The following is a 15,401-nucleotide window of genomic DNA, read 5'->3' as shown; positions in this document are numbered from 1 at the left end:
TCGTCGGCAATATTTTTTACCCGTTCGGGTTTTTTATTGGCAGTCGTGCAGGGCAGTGGTGAACACAGGCGGCTGCAACTTTTAAGTTAAGTCAAAGAGGAATTTCAATATGGGTACGCACGGTGCTCAGCGTAAAACGCTGGCGCTCGCAGTCGCGGGCGCGCTGTTGGGAACAGGGTTTGCCATGGCGCCTGAGGCGAAAGCCGCAGGGTTTATCGATGATTCCACGCTGACCGGCGGCATATATTACTGGCAACGTGAGCGCGACCGTAAAGATCTCAATCCGGACAGCAAGGATTACAACCAATATACCACCAACCTGTCGCACTCCACCGCCAACCTGAGCCTGGATTTCGCTTCGGGCTACGCCTGGGATATGTTCGGTCTGGACGTCGGTGCCTTCACCGCCATCGAGCTGGCGGAATCCAGCGCCAGCGGCCACCCGAACGAGATCGCGTTTTCCTCGAAAAACCGGACCTACGACGAAGACTATTCCGGTGACAAGGGCGGCATCAGCCTGTACAAAGCCGCCGCCAAATTCAAATACGGCCCGGTCTGGGCGCGCGCCGGCTATATTCAGCCGAGCGGCCAAACCCTGCTGGCGCCACACTGGAGCTTTATGCCGGGCACCTATCAGGGGGCCGAAGCCGGCGCCAAGTTCGACTACGGCGATGCCGGCGCGTTGAGCTTCTCCTACATGTGGGCCGACAAATACAAGGCACCGTGGCATATCGAGGTGGACGACTTCCGCCAGAACGACAGGAAAACCCGCGTCTCCTACCTGCACTCGCTGGGCGCCAAGTACGATTTCAAAAACGATCTGGTGCTGGAAGCCGCCTTCGGCCAGGCGCAGGGATACGTGAATCAATACTTCACTAAAGCGTCTTACAAATTCGATGTGCTCGGCAACCCGCTGACCACCAGTTACCAGTTCTACGGTGCGGAAGACCGCATCAGCGACAAAAACGATCCAAACAGCATCTACGACGGCCTGGCCTGGCTGCAGGCGCTGACCTTCGGTTACACCACCGGGCAGTTCAACTGGCGTCTGGAAGGCACCATGGTCAAGGCGGAAGGCAACCAGGGCTTCTTCCTGCAGCGCATGACCCCAACCTACGCCTCGTCCAACGGCCGCCTGGACGTGTGGTGGGACAACCGCTCCGACTTTAACGCCAACGGCGAGAAAGCGGTGTACGCCGGCGTGATGTATGACCTCAGCAACTGGAACCTGCCGGGCATGGCGGTCGGCGGCTCCTACGTTTACGCCTGGGACGCCAAGCCGAGCACCAACCCGATCTACGATCAGAGCCAGCGCCTGAAAGAGAGCGCCTGGAGCCTGGACGCGATGTACACCATCCAGGAAGGGCGCGCCAAGGGCACGCTGATCAAGCTGCACTACACCCAGTATGACAACCACACCAACATCCCGAGCTGGGGCGGCGGTTACGGCAACATCTTCCAGGACGAGAAAGACGTCAAGTTCATGGTCATCGCGCCATTCACCATCTTCTGATGCGTTCCCCGGCCTCGCCGCCGGGGGCAGTTAAGGGAATTCAACGATGAAAAAAATCATGCTGATGTTGGCGGCCGCCGCGGCCTTGAGCGCCTGCGCGCAACCCGCCGCGCCGCCGGAAGACGCCAAATTGAAGCAGGCTTACAGCGCCTGCATCAACACCGCCGAAGGTTCGCCGGAGCGTCTGCAGCCTTGCAAGGCGGTGCTGAACGTGCTGAAGCAAGAGAAGCAGCACCAGCAGTTCGCCGCGCAGGAAACGGTGCGGGTGATGGATTATCAGAACTGCATTATGGCGGTTCACAGCGGCAACGGTCAGGCTTACGACGCCAAGTGCGGCAAGCTGTGGCAAGAAATTCGCGATAACAATAATTAAGAAGGATAAGAACATGAACGCATTCAAACTGAGCGCATTAGCCGCTTTGACGGCAACGATGGGATTCCTGGGCGGCATGGGAAACGCCATGGCCGATCAACAGCTGGTGGATCAGCTGAGCCAGCTGAAGCTGAACGTGAAAATGCTGGATAACCGCGCCGGCGAAAACGGCGTGGACTGCGCGGCGCTGGGCGCCGACTGGGCCTCTTGCAACCGGGTGTTGTTCACCCTCAGCAACGACGGCCAGGCGATCGACGGCAAAGACTGGGTCATCTATTTCCACAGCCCGCGCCAGACCCTGCGGGTGGATAACGACCAGTTCAAGATAGCTCACCTCACCGGCGATCTGTACAAGCTGGAGCCGACCGCCAAATTCAGCGGTTTCCCGGCCGGTAAGGCGGTGGAAATTCCAGTGGTGGCCGAATACTGGCAGCTGTTCAGAAACGACTTCCTGCCGCGCTGGTATGCCACGTCCGGCGACGCCAAGCCGAAAATGCTGGCGAATACCGATACCGAAAATCTGGATCAGTTCGTGGCGCCGTTCACCGGCGACCAGTGGAAGCGCACCAAGGACGACAAAAACATTCTGATGACGCCGGCTTCGCGCTTTGTCAGCAATGCCGATCTGCAGACGCTGCCTGCCGGCGCGCTGCGTGGCCAGATCGTGCCGACGCCGATGCAGGTGAAAGTGCACGCGCAGGATGCCGATCTGCGTAACGGCGTGGCACCGGATCTGAGCACGCTGGTCAAGCCGGCGGCGGACGCCGTCAACCAGCGCTTTGCGCTGCTGGGCGTGCCGGTTCAGGCCAACGGCTATCCTATCAAGACCGACATTCAGCCGGGTAAGTTTAAAGGCGCGATGGCGGTGTCAGGCGCCTATGAGTTGAAAATCGGCAAGAAAGAGGCGCGAGTGATCGGTTTCGATCAGGCCGGGGTGTTCTACGGGCTGCAGTCGATCCTGTCGTTAGTGCCGAGCGACGGCAGCGGCAAGATCGCCACGCTGGACGCCAGCGATGCGCCGCGCTTCGAGTATCGCGGCATTTTCCTCGACGTGGCGCGCAACTTCCATAAGAAGGACGCGGTGCTGCGCCTGCTGGATCAGATGGCGGCCTACAAGCTCAACAAATTCCACTTCCACCTGAGCGATGACGAAGGCTGGCGCATCGAGATCCCCGGTTTGCCTGAGCTGACGGAAGTCGGCGGCCAGCGCTGCCACGATCTGAGCGAAACCACCTGCCTGCTGCCGCAGTACGGCCAGGGGCCGGACGTCTACGGCGGCTTCTTCAGCCGTCAGGACTATATCGACATCATCAAATACGCCCAGGCGCGCCAGATTGAAGTGATCCCGGAGATCGACATGCCGGCGCACGCCCGCGCCGCGGTGCTCTCGATGGAAGCGCGCTATAAAAAGCTGCATGCCGCCGGGAAAGAGCAGGAGGCCAACGAATTCCGCCTGGTGGATCCGACCGATACCTCCAACACCACCTCCGTGCAGTTCTTTAACCGCCAGAGCTACCTGAACCCGTGCCTGGACTCTTCCCAGCGCTTTGTCGACAAGGTGATCGGCGAGATCGCCCAGATGCATAAAGAAGCCGGCCAGCCGATCAAGACCTGGCACTTCGGCGGTGACGAAGCGAAAAACATTCGCCTGGGCGCCGGCTACACCGACAAGGCGAAACCGGAACCGGGCAAAGGCATCATCGATCAGAGCAACGAAGACAAGCCGTGGGCCAAGTCGCAGGTGTGCCAGACGATGATCAAAGAAGGCAAGGTGGCCGACATGGAGCACCTGCCGAGCTACTTCGGCCAAGAGGTCAGCAAGCTGGTGAAGGCGCACGGCATCGACAGAATGCAGGCCTGGCAGGACGGCCTGAAAGACGCCGAGAGCGCGAAGGCGTTCGCCACCTCGCGCGTGGGCGTCAACTTCTGGGATACCCTGTACTGGGGCGGTTTCGATAGCGTCAACGACTGGGCCAACAAAGGGTATGAAGTGGTGGTTTCCAACCCGGACTACGTCTATATGGACTTCCCTTATGAGGTGAACCCGGACGAGCGCGGTTACTACTGGGGCACCCGCTTCAGCGACGAGCGCAAGGTGTTCAGCTTTGCGCCGGACAACATGCCGCAGAACGCGGAAACCTCGGTCGACCGCGACGGCAACCCCTTCAGCGCCAAGAGCGACAAGCCGTGGCCGGGTGCCTACGGGCTGTCCGCTCAGCTGTGGAGCGAAACCCAGCGCACCGATCCGCAGATGGAATACATGATCTTCCCACGCGCGCTGTCGGTGGCGGAACGCGCCTGGCACCGCGCCGGTTGGGAGCAGGACTATCGCGCCGGCCGCGAATACAAAGGCGGGGAAACCCACTTTGTCGATACCAAGGCGCTGGAGAAAGACTGGCTGCGCTTCGCCAATATTCTGGGCCAGCGTGAACTGGCCAAGCTGGACAAAGGCGGCGTCGCTTACCGTCTGCCAGTGCCGGGCGCGCGCGTAGCGGGCGGCAAGCTGGAGGCGAATATCGCGCTGCCGGGATTGGGCATCGAGTATTCCACCGACGGCGGCAAGCAGTGGCAGCGCTATGACGCCAAGGCCAAACCGGCGGTTTCCGGTGACGTTCAGGTGCGTTCGGTCAGCCCGGACGGTAAACGCTACAGCCGCGCCGAGAAGGTTTAAGCCCGGTGCAACGGCCTGCTGCCCGGCGGCAGGCCGTATAACGAAGGGGGAATGCGTCTGCCTTCGCGCGTGTCGGCGCGGGGTGGACGTTGAAGTGAGAGTAGTACGTGGAGTCGCAGTGCCGCTGCAATTGTGATATTTCATGACATGATTTTCCCCGGCTTGTCCGGGGATTTTTTTGCCCGTTGCACGGCGGGCATAAAAAAACCGCCTCGGTGTGAGGCGGTTTTTCATAGCCGGTCAGGCTTATTTCTTGTCGTGCAGTGTTTCGTCTTCACGACAGTCACCGGTTTCGCAGTGGCCGTACAGGTACAGGCTGTGGTTGGTGAGCTTGATGCCGTGCTGCTTGGCGATATCACGCTGGCGAACTTCGATGGATTCGTCGCTGAATTCGATCACTTTGCCGCAGTCCAGACAAATCAGGTGATCGTGGTGATGCTGTTGGGTCAGCTCGAACACGGACTTGCCGCCTTCGAAATTGTGACGTGTCACAATGCCCGCATCGTCAAACTGGTTCAGTACGCGATAAACCGTTGCCAGCCCGATCTCTTCGCCCATATCAATCAGTTTTTTGTACAAATCTTCCGCACTGACGTGATGGCATTCCGGATTTTGCAGTACTTCCAGGATTTTGAGTCGCGGAAGCGTGACTTTTAAGCCGGCCTTCTTCAATGCGATGTTGTTGTCGGTCATGCGAATTCAGTCCTGTTACTATGCTAATCAAGTTGAGGCGTACTCGCCTGTGGCATCGGTCGGCACAAAGAGTTAATGCGTCTCATTATAGAACCGGTTGTACTAAATAGAAACCGCCGGTTGTTAACAAAGATATAATTGCACTATTGCATGTTTTGCATGCAACGCCTTGATGGATGGGATAAACCGATATCTCAGTCTACCGTGACGGGGTGGGAAGTTACAAATCTGTAGCTTCTATCGCAGCAATCCCTGCTGCCGATGACGGCCCTGTGGGCACACTATGCACTTTACAGGGCCTTTGTTCAACCTTTCGCCAGTGCCGGGGCTTAGCCGACGATATCGGCCAGGCTCAGCTCTTCGACGATCTGTTTGACCCAGGCGTCCACGCGCTCGTTGGTCAGCTCCGGCTGACGATCTTCGTCGATCGCCAGACCGATGAAGTGGTTGTCGTCCGCCAGGCCTTTGGAGGCCTCGAAGTGGTAGCCCTTGGTCGGCCAGTGGCCCACGATGGCCGCGCCGCGTGGTTCGATGATGTCGCGGATGGTGCCCATCGCGTCACAGAAGTATTCCGCGTAGTCTTCCTGGTCGCCGCAGCCGAACAGCGCCACCAGTTTGCCGTTGAAGTCGACTTCTTCCAGCGTCGGGAAGAAATCATCCCAGTCACACTGTGCTTCACCGTAGTACCAGGTCGGGATACCCAGCAGCAGGATATCGAACCCTTCCAGGTCTTCTTTGCTGCTTTTAGCGATGTCATGCACTTCAGAGACGTCGTCGCCAAACTGTTTCTGGAGAATTTTCTGGATCATTTTGGCAATGTTTTCGGTATTGCCAGTGTCGCTGCCAAAGAAAATGCCTACAGTAGCCATATCGCGTATAACCTTTAAATTCAAGTAATTGCATTACTCGACGCCGGCACTGCCGCCGCTGACGCCGATTAAAATGATGCCATGGCAAGAGCCTTTCGCCTCCGGGGCGGGCGCCGACAGGCGCAGTCTCTAGCCGGTAAATGCGTATCATGCCAGAAAGTGGCGCCGGGGTTTTATCGCATTTATGCGATGCCGGAGAATGAAGAAAAGCGTGGTCGATCCGGCGTTGTCCTTAACGCCGCGCCGCGCGTGCGGCCGAAGAGATCAATGTTCCGGCTGTTCTTCCGCCAGTTGCGCCAACAGCATCTGCTCGATGAGTTCGCTGCGGCTGATGTTGCGCTGTTCCGCCAGTTTGTTCAGGGCGTCCACCGCATCCGCGTTGATTTTCAGCTCTACGCGCCGCAATCCACGCACTTTATCGCGCCGTAACTGATTGCGCTTATTGATTCTAAGCTGTTCATCGCGGGAGAGCGGGTTGGTTTTCGGGCGCCCCGGACGGCGTTCATCTGCGAACAGATCCAGCGTCGTGCGATCCGTTTGTTCTTTTGCCATAGGTAGCGGTACTGCAAGGGAGTTTGCATCAAAAAGCGCTCGCACGCTTCCGGAGGCATCGGTTAACACACTTCGGGCCAATAAACCCTAACCCAAATTCACCCCCGAACCGGCGTTCGCGAACGCGCTGGCGCGGCGGCAAAATTATAGCGCGCCATATTACCCCAGCAGATGGAGCGGCGACAATGCCTAACTGCGGGCTAAACGCGCTAAGCCGTTATCTTTAGCGCGTTTTTTCGCCAGGAAAGCGTGTTTTTCAGGCTTCGTCGAGGAAACGGTGGATGGCGCGCAGCACCGCTTCCGGTTTTTCGGCGTGCACCCAATGGCCGGTACCGGCGACGACGTGCGCGCGGGCCTGCGGGAACTGGCGGGCGATGTCCGCACGGTAACTGTCCTGCACGTACGGCGACAGGCCGCCGCGAATGAACAGGGTCGGGTGCGGCCAGGGCGGGACTTCCTGCCAGCCGGTGATGTCTTCGTAGCGTGCGATCAGCACCGGCAGGTTGAAGCGCCATTCGCCGTTGTGGAAGGACTTCAGCAGGAACTGGATCACGCCTTCTTCCTGCAGGTAGTCGCGCATCAGCTCGGCGGCCGCCTGGCGCTGGGTGATGCCGGCGGCGCTGACGGCCTTCAGCGCGGCGAAAATCTCGTCGTGGCGGCGGGTCTGGTAATTCACCGGCGCGACGTCGATAACGATCAGCCTGGCGACGCGCTCGGGCGCGATGGCGGTCAGCGCCATCGCCGCTTTGCCGCCCATCGAATGGCCGATGACGATCGCTTTCTCCAGCTGCAGTTCGTCGAGCAGCGCCAGCAGATCCTGCGCCATGGCGGGGTAGTTCATGTCGTCGGCGCGCGGGGAGAGGCCGTGATTGCGCAGATCGACCTTGATCACCGTGTGCTGTTTATGCAGATCGCGCGCCAGCACGCCCAGGTTGTCCAGATTGCCGAACAGCCCGTGGATCAGCAGCACCGGCAGCGCGTCTGACTCGGCGGCCAGCAGTTGATAATGTAATTTCATGGCGAAGTTCATACTGAGAGAGATTCAGATTAGGGTATCATGATTGAATCGCACGATGAATCATGCGGAATTTTCGCGGCGCGGGCTTGGCAGTGCCGGCTATAGGTATTAGTCTGCATTTGCCGTCCGGAGGCACATTGTTGTGTTCGCCCCAGCGCTTTTAACCTTATAATCCCATGGCTTGAATGCAGGATCTGGCTTCAGGTTCTAAGTAGAAAAAACAGTATTGGATAAAGATGAAAACTATTGAAGTCGACGAAGAGCTTTACCGTTATATTGCCAGCCACACGCAACACATCGGTGAAAGCGCGTCCGATATTTTACGCCGCATGTTGAAATTCACCGCCGGGCAGCCGGTGCGCGCGTTGCCTGCCGCCAGTGCCCCGCAGTCCGTCGAGCTGGAAAAAGCGGCGCCGGCGCAGCGTCCGCGCGATCGCGTGCGCGCCATGCGTGAGCTGCTGTTATCGGATGAATACGCCGAGCAGAACAAAGCGGTCAACCGTTTCATGCTGGTGCTGTCCACGCTGTACACCCTCGATGCCGCCGGTTTCGCCGCCGCCACCGAGGCGTTGACCGGCCGTACCCGCACCTATTTCGCCGGCGATCAGCAGACCCTGCTGGCCAACGGCACGCATACCAAGCCGAAGCATGTACCGGGCACCCCTTACTGGGTGATCACCAATACCAATACCGGCCGCAAACGCAGCATGATCGAACACATCATGCAGGCGATGCAGTTCCCGGCGGAACTGATCGAGAAAGTTTGCGGTACCGTCTAATTTAGCGAACAGCCCGTCATGCTGGCCGTGCGCGACGTATTGCCCGGTCACCGACAGGGATGAGGGAGATATGTCGATGGCGAATAATCCACGTGCCGGGCAGCCCGCCCGCCAAAGCGATCTGATCAACGTAGCCCAGCTGACGTCGCAGTACTATGTGCTGCAACCTGAAGCCGGCAATGCCGCACACGCGGTGAAGTTTGGCACCTCCGGCCACCGCGGCAGCGCGCAGCGCCACAGCTTCAACGAAGCGCACATCCTCGCCATCGCTCAGGCGATCGCCGAAGTTCGTCATCAGCAGGGCACCACCGGCCCGTGCTACGTGGGCAAAGACACCCATGCGCTGTCTGAGCCGGCCTTCATTTCCGTGCTGGAAGTGCTGACCGCCAACGGCGTCGATGTGATCGTGCAGGAAAATAACGGTTTCACGCCAACGCCGGCGGTATCGCACGCCATTCTGTGCCACAACCGCCGCGGCGGCGCGCAGGCCGACGGCATCGTCATTACGCCGTCCCACAACCCGCCGGAAGACGGCGGCATCAAATACAATCCGCCGAACGGCGGCCCGGCTGACACCAACCTGACGTCGGTGATCGAGAAGCGCGCCAACGAACTGCTGGCGCAGCAGCTGAAAGGCGTTCAGCGCCAGTCGCTGGACAAGGCCTGGAACAGTGGCCACCTGCACGCCAAAGACCTGGTGCAGCCTTATGTCGAAGGCCTGGTTGAGGTGGTCGACATGCCGGCCATTCAACGCGCCGGCCTGAAGCTGGGCGTGGATCCGCTCGGCGGCTCCGGCATCGCCTATTGGCAGCGCGTGGCGGAACACTACAAGCTGGATCTGACGCTGGTGAACGATTCCATCGATCAGACCTTCCGCTTCATGCACCTGGATCACGACGGCATCATCCGCATGGACTGCTCGTCCGAGTCGGCGATGGCCGGCCTGCTGGCGCTGCGCGACAAATTCGATCTGGCGTTCGCCAACGATCCGGATTACGACCGCCACGGCATTGTCACGCCGAAAGGCCTGATGAACCCGAACCACTATCTGGCGGTAGCCATCAACTACCTGTTCCAACATCGCCCGCAGTGGGGCGCCGATGTCGCAGTCGGTAAAACGCTGGTGTCCAGCGCGATGATCGACCGCGTGGTGGCCGACCTGGGCCGCAAGCTGGTGGAAGTGCCGGTCGGTTTCAAATGGTTTGTGGACGGCCTGTTCGACGGCAGCCTGGGCTTCGGCGGCGAAGAGAGCGCCGGGGCTTCGTTCCTGCGCTTCAACGGCCAGCCGTGGTCGACGGACAAAGACGGCATCATCATGTGCCTGCTGGCGGCTGAAATCACCGCGGTAACCGGTGAGAACCCGCAGCATCACTATGACGATCTGGCCAAGCGTTTCGGTGCGCCGAGCTATAACCGCATCCAGGCGCCGGCAACCCATGCGCAGAAAGCGGCGCTGTCCAAGCTGTCGCCGGAGATGGTCAAGGCCAGTACGCTGGGCGGAGATCCGATCACCGCACGTTTGACCGCGGCGCCGGGTAACGGCGCCTCGATCGACGGGCTGAAAGTGATGACCGACAACGGCTGGTTCGCGGCCCGTCCTTCCGGTACCGAAGAGGCTTACAAGATCTATTGCGAGAGCTTCCTCGGCGCGGAACACCGCGAGAAGATTGAGCATGAAGCGGTCGAAATCGTCAGCGAAGTGCTGGCTTCCGCCAAGTAATCACTTTCCCTGATTGATAAAAAGCGCTGTTTTTACAGCGCTTTTTTTATGCCTGCAATTTAGATATATCTTTTTATCGGTGCGCGCTTGCGAATTTAGATATATCGATCTAGATTAGCGTTATCGACGCTGTTTAGATATATCTAAACAACCTCGTATTGATGTTCACTGTTAAAGCGAGGTATCACCCTATGTTTCATCGATTAGGTTTACACCGGCATCACCATCATGAATGTGAAGAGGGCCGCCGTCATCGCGGCGGGCGCCATCATTTCGGCGGCGACGGCGAAGAGCACGGCCGGGGTGGGCGCGGCGGCCGGGGCGGGCGTCATCGTCTGTTCGAACACGGCGATCTGCGCCTGGTGTTGCTGGCGCTGGTGGCGCGCAAGCCCAGCCACGGCTATGAGCTGATCAAGGCGATCGAGGAAGCCTCTTCCGGCCTGTATGTGCCGAGCCCGGGGGTGATTTACCCCACGCTGACGCTGCTGGAAGAGCAGGATTTCCTTGAGCCGCTCACCACCGGCAACGGCCGCAAAAGCTACCGCATCACCGCCGCGGGCGAGGGCGAGCTGCAAAAGCATCAACAGGTGGTTGACGTCATTCTGGCGCGCCTGGCGGGCGCCGGCCGCGAGCATCATCGGCACGGCAACCTGGCGGAAGGCATCTACGACGCCATGAACCGCCTGCGCAGCCTGCTGCGCGGCAACGTGATGCGCGCCGATCTTACGCCGCAGCAGGTGGAGCGCATCAACGCCGCGTTGCTGACCGCCGTGGCGGCGATCGAAAGCGAAATGCATATTCAACCCACGCAGCAGGAGAAGAACTGATGCCCGGCCACCGTTTTACTATTACCGTTGAAGCCCTGAGCGATCGCCAGGGCAATCCCGTCGAGAAAGCGCCGCTGAGTTTTGAAGTGACCAACCACGACGATATTCTCGAGATCGTCGAGCGTATCCGGGCGCGTGACGATCTGAACTTCGGCCCCGAGCAGAGCGCGGCCTTCGCCGTAGGCTTGAAGCTGTTCTCCGAAGTGATGATCGAAAACCGCAAACACCCGGTGTTCGCTCCGCTGCGCGATGCGTTTAAGGAATTTATGGTCGGATTGAAGAAAGGTCCGGCGGCGTAAAGGCGCGGCACACCGCGCCCGCCGGGGTTAAGGCATGAAGCGGTAGCCGACGCCGGTTTCGGTCAGCAGGTGTTTGGGCCGGGCCGGATCGGCTTCCAGCTTCTGCCGCAGATGGCCCATGTAGATGCGCAGGTAGTGGCTGTGCTCCACGTAGTTCGGCCCCCAGACGTGGCTCAACAGCTGACGTTGGGTGATCACCTTGCCGGCGTTGGCCAGCAGTTCCGCCAGCAGGCGAAACTCGATCGGCGTCAGGTGCAAATCTTCGTCGTTGCGCAGCACCCGGCGATTCACCAGATCGACGGTGATCGCTGAAAAACTCACCAGCGGGCTTTCCTGCTGGCTGGCGGAGTGGCGGCGCAGCGCGACCCGCACCCGCGCCAGCAGCTCGCCGATGCCGAACGGCTTGCTGAGGTAGTCGTCGGCGCCGGCGTCCAGTGCGGCGATCTTGTCCTCCTCGGCGTTGCGTGCCGACAGCACGATCACCGGAATGGCGCTCCACTGCCGCAGATCGCGGATGTAACTCAGCCCGTCGCCATCCGGCAACCCCAAATCAAGGATGATCAGATCCGGTTTGCGCGTGCCGGCTTCAATCAGCCCGCGCTGCAGCGTTTCACTTTCAAACACCCGCAGGCCTTCGCTCTCCAGCGCGGTGCGCACGAAGCGGCGGATCTCTTTTTCATCTTCAACAATCAGAATGTTGGTTGGCGTTATGCTCACGTTTCCCCTGCGTTGATTACAGATCGAAGGCGTCACCGTCGATCTCGGGCGGTTTTTCCAGCGGCAGCACGAAGCGGAAGCTGGCGCCGCCGTTGGCGCCGTTTTCCGCCCAGATGCGGCCATCATGCACTTCAATAATGGCACGGCAAATCGCTAACCCCAAGCCGACGCCGGGGATCGCCGACTCTTTATTGCCGCGTGAAAACTTGTCGAAAATCAGCTGCAGCTGATCGGCGGGGATGCCGGGGCCGTTATCCCAGACCTCGACTTCCAGCCACTCGGGCAGCGTGCGGGCGCGAATGCCGATGGTGGCCTCGGCGCCGGCGTATTTATTGGCGTTTTCCAACAGGTTGGTGAACACCCGTTCCAGCAGGCTGCCGTCGCAGTTGACCAGGATCTGTTCCGGCGGCAGCTCGACCACGATCGGATGCTGGATGAGCAGCGGCTCCAGCATGTGCAGCGAGGCGCCGACGATCTCTTCCAGCGACTGCCACTCTTTCCGCAGGCTGAAACCGCCGGACTGGATGCGCGCCATATCCAGCAGGTTGTTCACCAGCCGGGTGGTGCTCAGCACCTGCTGGCGGATCTGGCTGGCCTGGGTGGCGTGATTGGAGCCTTCGGCCGCCAGGTCCAGCGTGAGGATTTCCGCCTGGCCGAACAGCACGGTCAGCGGCGTGCGCAGATCGTGCGACAGCGCCGCCAGCAGGGAGTTGCGCAGCTGTTCGCGCTCGGCGTCCAACTTGGCTTCTTCGGCGCTGCGCGCCAGGTGCAGCCGCTCCAGCGCGCTGGCGATCAGCACCGCGAAGGTCTGCAGCAGCCGCTGCTGTTCCGGCACCATCAGCTGGCGCAGGTTGTTGGGCTCGATCGCCAGCAGGCCGAAGGTCTGCTTAGGGGTATTGAGCGGCAGCAGCTGGTAAGGCACGCCGGGCAGGGTGTCGGTGCCGGCACCTGCCGGCAGGCCTTTGTCGAAGCTCCAGCGCGCGATGGCTTCATCAACCGACAGCAGCCCGCCTTCCTCGCCGACCATCTGTTGCAGGCGGCCGTCTTCCTGCGGCAGCAGCAGCACGGTTTTCGCCTGGAAACTGCTGGAGAGGAAGTGGCGGCTGGTGTTGGCGATGTCGGCCACGGTCAGCGCGCGGCTCAGCCCGCGCGACATTTCGTACAGGTGACGCGCCCGCTGCTCGCGGTAGCGCGCCACCCGGGCCTGATAACGCACCCCGGCGGTCAGGTTGCCGATGATGATGCCGACGGCGAGCATCACGCCGAAGGTCAGCAGATACTGCATATCGCTGACGGCGAACGACCATTCGGGCTGGACGAAGAACAGATCGAAGCTGGCGACGTTGATCACCGCCGCCAGCACCGACGGCCAGCGGCCGAAGAACAGCGCGACGATCGCCACGCCGAGCAGATAGATCATCACCAGGTTGGCCTGATCGAAGCCCGGCAGCAGCCACTGCGAGAGCAGGGTGATCAGCGCGCACAGCGCCACCGCCACCGCGCAGCCGCGCAGCTGCATGCGCCATTTCTCATTGAAGCTGCGGCCGTCGTGCTCCTTGCCCGGCGGCGGCTGCGCGGCGTCGTTCTCCAGCGCCACGATCACCAGATCGAGATCCGGGCCCAGCCGGCCGAGGCGATCGGCGAAGCTGCCGCGCAGCTTCCAGCGCTGTTCGCTGCGGCGGCCGATGATGATTTTGCCGAGGTTATGCTCGCGGGCGTAGCGCAGCACCGCGCGCTCTTCGGACGGATCGGCCAGGGTGGCGGTTTCTGCCCCCAGCTCCTGCGCCAGCCGCAGCGCGCGCAGAATGGCGCGGCGCTGGTTTTCCGGTAGCCGGTGCAGCTTGGGGGTTTCCACGTAGACCGCATGCCAGTGGCAGCCGAGCCGCGCCGCCAGCCGGGCGGCGATGCGCACCAGCTTTTCGTTGCCGCTGTTGTGGCCGACGCACAGCAGAATGCTGTCGCGGGTGTGCCACACTTTCTCGCGCCCCTGGGTATCGCGAAACTCGCGCATCTGATCATCGACCCGATCGGCGGTGCGGCGCAGCGCCAGCTCGCGCAGGGCGATCAGGTTGCCTTTGCGAAAGAAGTGCTCGATGGCGCGCTCGGCCTGACCGGGAATATACACTTTGCCTTCGTGCAGCCGCCGGCGCAGATCGTCCGGCGGCAGATCGACCAGCACCACTTCGGCGGCTTCGTCAAACACGTGGTCGGGCACCGTTTCGCGCACCCGCACGCCGGTCACGCCGCCCACGACGTCGTTCAGGCTTTCCAGATGCTGCACGTTGACGGTAGTCAGCACGTCGATGCCGGCGTCCAGCAGCTCTTCCACATCCTGCCAGCGTTTGGGGTGGCGCGAACCCTGGGCGTTGCTGTGCGCCAGTTCGTCCATCAGCACCAGCGCCGGGTGGCGCGCCAGCGCGGCGTCGAGATCGAATTCATGCACCAGCCGGCCGCGATGCTGGATGCGTTTTTGCGGCAGCAGCGACAGGCCGTCGAGCAGGGCGGCGGTTTCGCTGCGGCCGTGGGTTTCCACCACGCCGACCAGCACGTCCAGCCCCTGAGCGCGCAAACGCTGGGCCTCCTGCAGCATGGCGTAGGTTTTGCCCACGCCGGCGCAGGCGCCGAAGAATACCTTCAACCGGCCGCGCGGCTTTTCATTGGCCAGCGCCAGCAGGCTATCGGGATCGGGGCGCTGCTGCTCTTCTTCGACCATGACAATTCCTTGTGTTACCAAGCAAAAAGGGGTTCGGCATGCCGAACCCTATCACTATGCTGAATACGGCGCGTTACTTCAACGCATCCAGCGCCAGGTTCAGCTTCAGCACGTTGACCACCGATTCCCCCATGAAGTTGGGCGTGGCCCGATCGGTATTGTCGTCGATCAGTTTGGCGACCTGTTCCGGCGGCAGATGACGCGCCGCCGCGACCCGCGCCAGCTGATATTGCGCGGCGGCGATCGAGATCTGCGGATCCAACCCGCTGCCGGAGGCAGTCAGCAGATCGACCGGGATCGGGCCGCTCATTGTCGGGTTGGCCTGGCGCAGCTGCGCTGCGCGTTCGGCGATAGCCTTATCCAGCGCCGGGTTGGTGGCCGCCAGGTTGCTGCCGGCGGAGGCCTGTGGATTATAGGCCGAATCGCCGGTGGCCGACGGGCGGCCCCAGAAATAGTCGGCGCGCGTAAAGTTCTGGCCGATCAGCGCGGAGCCGACCGCCTTGTCGCCTTGGTACAGCAGCGAGCCGTTGGCCGCGGCCGGAAACAGCAGCTGCGCCAGCCCGGTGGTCAGCAGCGGATAGGCGATGCCGGTGATCAGCGTCAGCAAAATCAGCATCACCAGCGCAGGTCGTAAATAAGTCATGTTCATTTCCCTCA

General features: G+C 61.0%; 14 protein-coding genes. 7 read left to right on the top strand and 7 right to left on the bottom strand.

The window, feature by feature from the left end:
- Nucleotides 1-109: 109 nt before the first annotated feature.
- Genes chiP through ACJ8HB_RS17155 form a run of 3 tightly spaced genes read left to right on the top strand, consistent with a single transcriptional unit; the run spans nucleotide 110 to nucleotide 4,557 of the window.
- Nucleotides 110-1,513, top strand: a complete 1,404-nt coding sequence (chiP, locus tag ACJ8HB_RS17165) for a chitoporin ChiP (RefSeq protein ID WP_047568891.1) — start codon at nucleotides 110-112, stop codon at nucleotides 1,511-1,513.
- 46 nt (nucleotides 1,514-1,559) lie between these two features.
- The gene (gene chiQ / locus ACJ8HB_RS17160) at nucleotides 1,560-1,886 is read left to right on the top strand and encodes a ChiQ/YbfN family lipoprotein (RefSeq protein WP_004939944.1); all 327 of its coding nucleotides are present in this window, start codon (nucleotides 1,560-1,562) and stop codon (nucleotides 1,884-1,886) included.
- Between the two features lie 13 nt (nucleotides 1,887-1,899).
- Nucleotides 1,900-4,557 (top strand): beta-N-acetylhexosaminidase, encoded by a 2,658-nt coding sequence (locus ACJ8HB_RS17155; protein WP_047568888.1) that lies wholly within the window; start codon nucleotides 1,900-1,902, stop codon nucleotides 4,555-4,557.
- Between the two features lie 246 nt (nucleotides 4,558-4,803).
- On the opposite strand, the gene fur is transcribed toward ACJ8HB_RS17155, so the two are convergent.
- The 4 genes from fur to ybfF form a co-directional block, all read right to left on the bottom strand.
- Nucleotides 4,804-5,250: a ferric iron uptake transcriptional regulator gene (fur, locus tag ACJ8HB_RS17150; protein ID WP_019454058.1), complete on the bottom strand. Its 447-nt coding sequence runs from the start codon at nucleotides 5,248-5,250 to the stop codon at nucleotides 4,804-4,806.
- A 329-nt stretch (nucleotides 5,251-5,579) separates the two neighbouring features.
- Nucleotides 5,580-6,119, bottom strand: a complete 540-nt coding sequence (fldA, locus tag ACJ8HB_RS17145) for a flavodoxin FldA (RefSeq protein WP_004939938.1) — start codon at nucleotides 6,117-6,119, stop codon at nucleotides 5,580-5,582.
- Between the two features lie 264 nt (nucleotides 6,120-6,383).
- Nucleotides 6,384-6,671, bottom strand: a complete 288-nt coding sequence (ybfE, locus tag ACJ8HB_RS17140; RefSeq protein WP_004939936.1) for a LexA regulated protein — start codon at nucleotides 6,669-6,671, stop codon at nucleotides 6,384-6,386.
- 256 nt (nucleotides 6,672-6,927) lie between these two features.
- On the bottom strand, nucleotides 6,928-7,701 hold the full coding sequence (ybfF, locus tag ACJ8HB_RS17135) for an esterase (protein ID WP_080298841.1): 774 nt from the start codon (nucleotides 7,699-7,701) through the stop codon (nucleotides 6,928-6,930).
- Between the two features lie 224 nt (nucleotides 7,702-7,925).
- Between ybfF and seqA the strand changes: the two genes are divergently transcribed.
- From seqA to ACJ8HB_RS17115, 4 genes are all read left to right on the top strand, one after another.
- Nucleotides 7,926-8,468 carry a replication initiation negative regulator SeqA gene (seqA, locus tag ACJ8HB_RS17130; protein ID WP_033637454.1) on the top strand — a complete coding sequence of 181 codons (543 nt, stop codon included), beginning with the start codon at nucleotides 7,926-7,928 and terminating at the stop codon, nucleotides 8,466-8,468.
- Between the two features lie 76 nt (nucleotides 8,469-8,544).
- Nucleotides 8,545-10,188 carry a phosphoglucomutase (alpha-D-glucose-1,6-bisphosphate-dependent) gene (pgm, locus tag ACJ8HB_RS17125; RefSeq protein ID WP_094860045.1) on the top strand — a complete coding sequence of 548 codons (1,644 nt, stop codon included), beginning with the start codon at nucleotides 8,545-8,547 and terminating at the stop codon, nucleotides 10,186-10,188.
- Between the two features lie 191 nt (nucleotides 10,189-10,379).
- The gene (locus ACJ8HB_RS17120; RefSeq protein ID WP_041033880.1) at nucleotides 10,380-11,015 is read left to right on the top strand and encodes a PadR family transcriptional regulator; all 636 of its coding nucleotides are present in this window, start codon (nucleotides 10,380-10,382) and stop codon (nucleotides 11,013-11,015) included.
- On the top strand, nucleotides 11,015-11,314 hold the full coding sequence (locus ACJ8HB_RS17115) for a DUF3861 domain-containing protein (RefSeq protein WP_033655173.1): 300 nt from the start codon (nucleotides 11,015-11,017) through the stop codon (nucleotides 11,312-11,314). Before ACJ8HB_RS17120 ends, ACJ8HB_RS17115 begins: the two co-directional genes overlap by 1 nt.
- Nucleotides 11,315-11,341: 27 nt before the next feature.
- Here the strand turns inward: ACJ8HB_RS17115 and kdpE are convergent, their stop codons facing one another.
- The 3 genes from kdpE to kdpC all read right to left on the bottom strand — a co-directional run bounded on the left by kdpE (nucleotide 11,342) and on the right by kdpC (nucleotide 15,387).
- Nucleotides 11,342-12,031: a two-component system response regulator KdpE gene (gene kdpE, locus ACJ8HB_RS17110; RefSeq protein ID WP_033637458.1), complete on the bottom strand. Its 690-nt coding sequence runs from the start codon at nucleotides 12,029-12,031 to the stop codon at nucleotides 11,342-11,344.
- A gap of 16 nt (nucleotides 12,032-12,047) precedes the next feature.
- Entirely contained in the window at nucleotides 12,048-14,744 is a 2,697-nt protein-coding gene (gene kdpD / locus ACJ8HB_RS17105) for a two-component system sensor histidine kinase KdpD (protein WP_047568885.1), read from the bottom strand.
- 73 nt (nucleotides 14,745-14,817) lie between these two features.
- Nucleotides 14,818-15,387 (bottom strand): potassium-transporting ATPase subunit KdpC, encoded by a 570-nt coding sequence (kdpC, locus tag ACJ8HB_RS17100; RefSeq protein WP_094860046.1) that lies wholly within the window; start codon nucleotides 15,385-15,387, stop codon nucleotides 14,818-14,820.
- Nucleotides 15,388-15,401 lie beyond the last annotated feature (14 nt).

Origin of the sequence: Serratia sp. CY27727 (genome assembly GCF_052169275.1) — a bacterium.
Lineage (GTDB): Bacteria > Pseudomonadota > Gammaproteobacteria > Enterobacterales > Enterobacteriaceae > Serratia > Serratia sarumanii.
The sequence above is the reverse complement of the archived record's forward strand: the minus strand, read 5'-3'. Positions and strand labels throughout refer to the sequence as shown.

Coding starts and splice junctions, on each gene's coding strand:
- ybfE (WP_004939936.1), bottom strand. CDS start 6,671: ATGGCAAAAGAACAAACGGATCGCACGACGCTGGATCTGTTCGCAGAT.
- kdpC (WP_094860046.1), bottom strand. CDS start 15,387: ATGACTTATTTACGACCTGCGCTGGTGATGCTGATTTTGCTGACGCTG.
- chiQ (WP_004939944.1), top strand. CDS start 1,560: ATGAAAAAAATCATGCTGATGTTGGCGGCCGCCGCGGCCTTGAGCGCC.
- fldA (WP_004939938.1), bottom strand. CDS start 6,119: ATGGCTACTGTAGGCATTTTCTTTGGCAGCGACACTGGCAATACCGAA.
- ACJ8HB_RS17155 (WP_047568888.1), top strand. CDS start 1,900: ATGAACGCATTCAAACTGAGCGCATTAGCCGCTTTGACGGCAACGATG.
- seqA (WP_033637454.1), top strand. CDS start 7,926: ATGAAAACTATTGAAGTCGACGAAGAGCTTTACCGTTATATTGCCAGC.
- kdpD (WP_047568885.1), bottom strand. CDS start 14,744: ATGGTCGAAGAAGAGCAGCAGCGCCCCGATCCCGATAGCCTGCTGGCG.
- fur (WP_019454058.1), bottom strand. CDS start 5,250: ATGACCGACAACAACATCGCATTGAAGAAGGCCGGCTTAAAAGTCACG.
- chiP (WP_047568891.1), top strand. CDS start 110: ATGGGTACGCACGGTGCTCAGCGTAAAACGCTGGCGCTCGCAGTCGCG.
- ACJ8HB_RS17115 (WP_033655173.1), top strand. CDS start 11,015: ATGCCCGGCCACCGTTTTACTATTACCGTTGAAGCCCTGAGCGATCGC.
- ACJ8HB_RS17120 (WP_041033880.1), top strand. CDS start 10,380: ATGTTTCATCGATTAGGTTTACACCGGCATCACCATCATGAATGTGAA.
- pgm (WP_094860045.1), top strand. CDS start 8,545: ATGGCGAATAATCCACGTGCCGGGCAGCCCGCCCGCCAAAGCGATCTG.
- ybfF (WP_080298841.1), bottom strand. CDS start 7,701: ATGAACTTCGCCATGAAATTACATTATCAACTGCTGGCCGCCGAGTCA.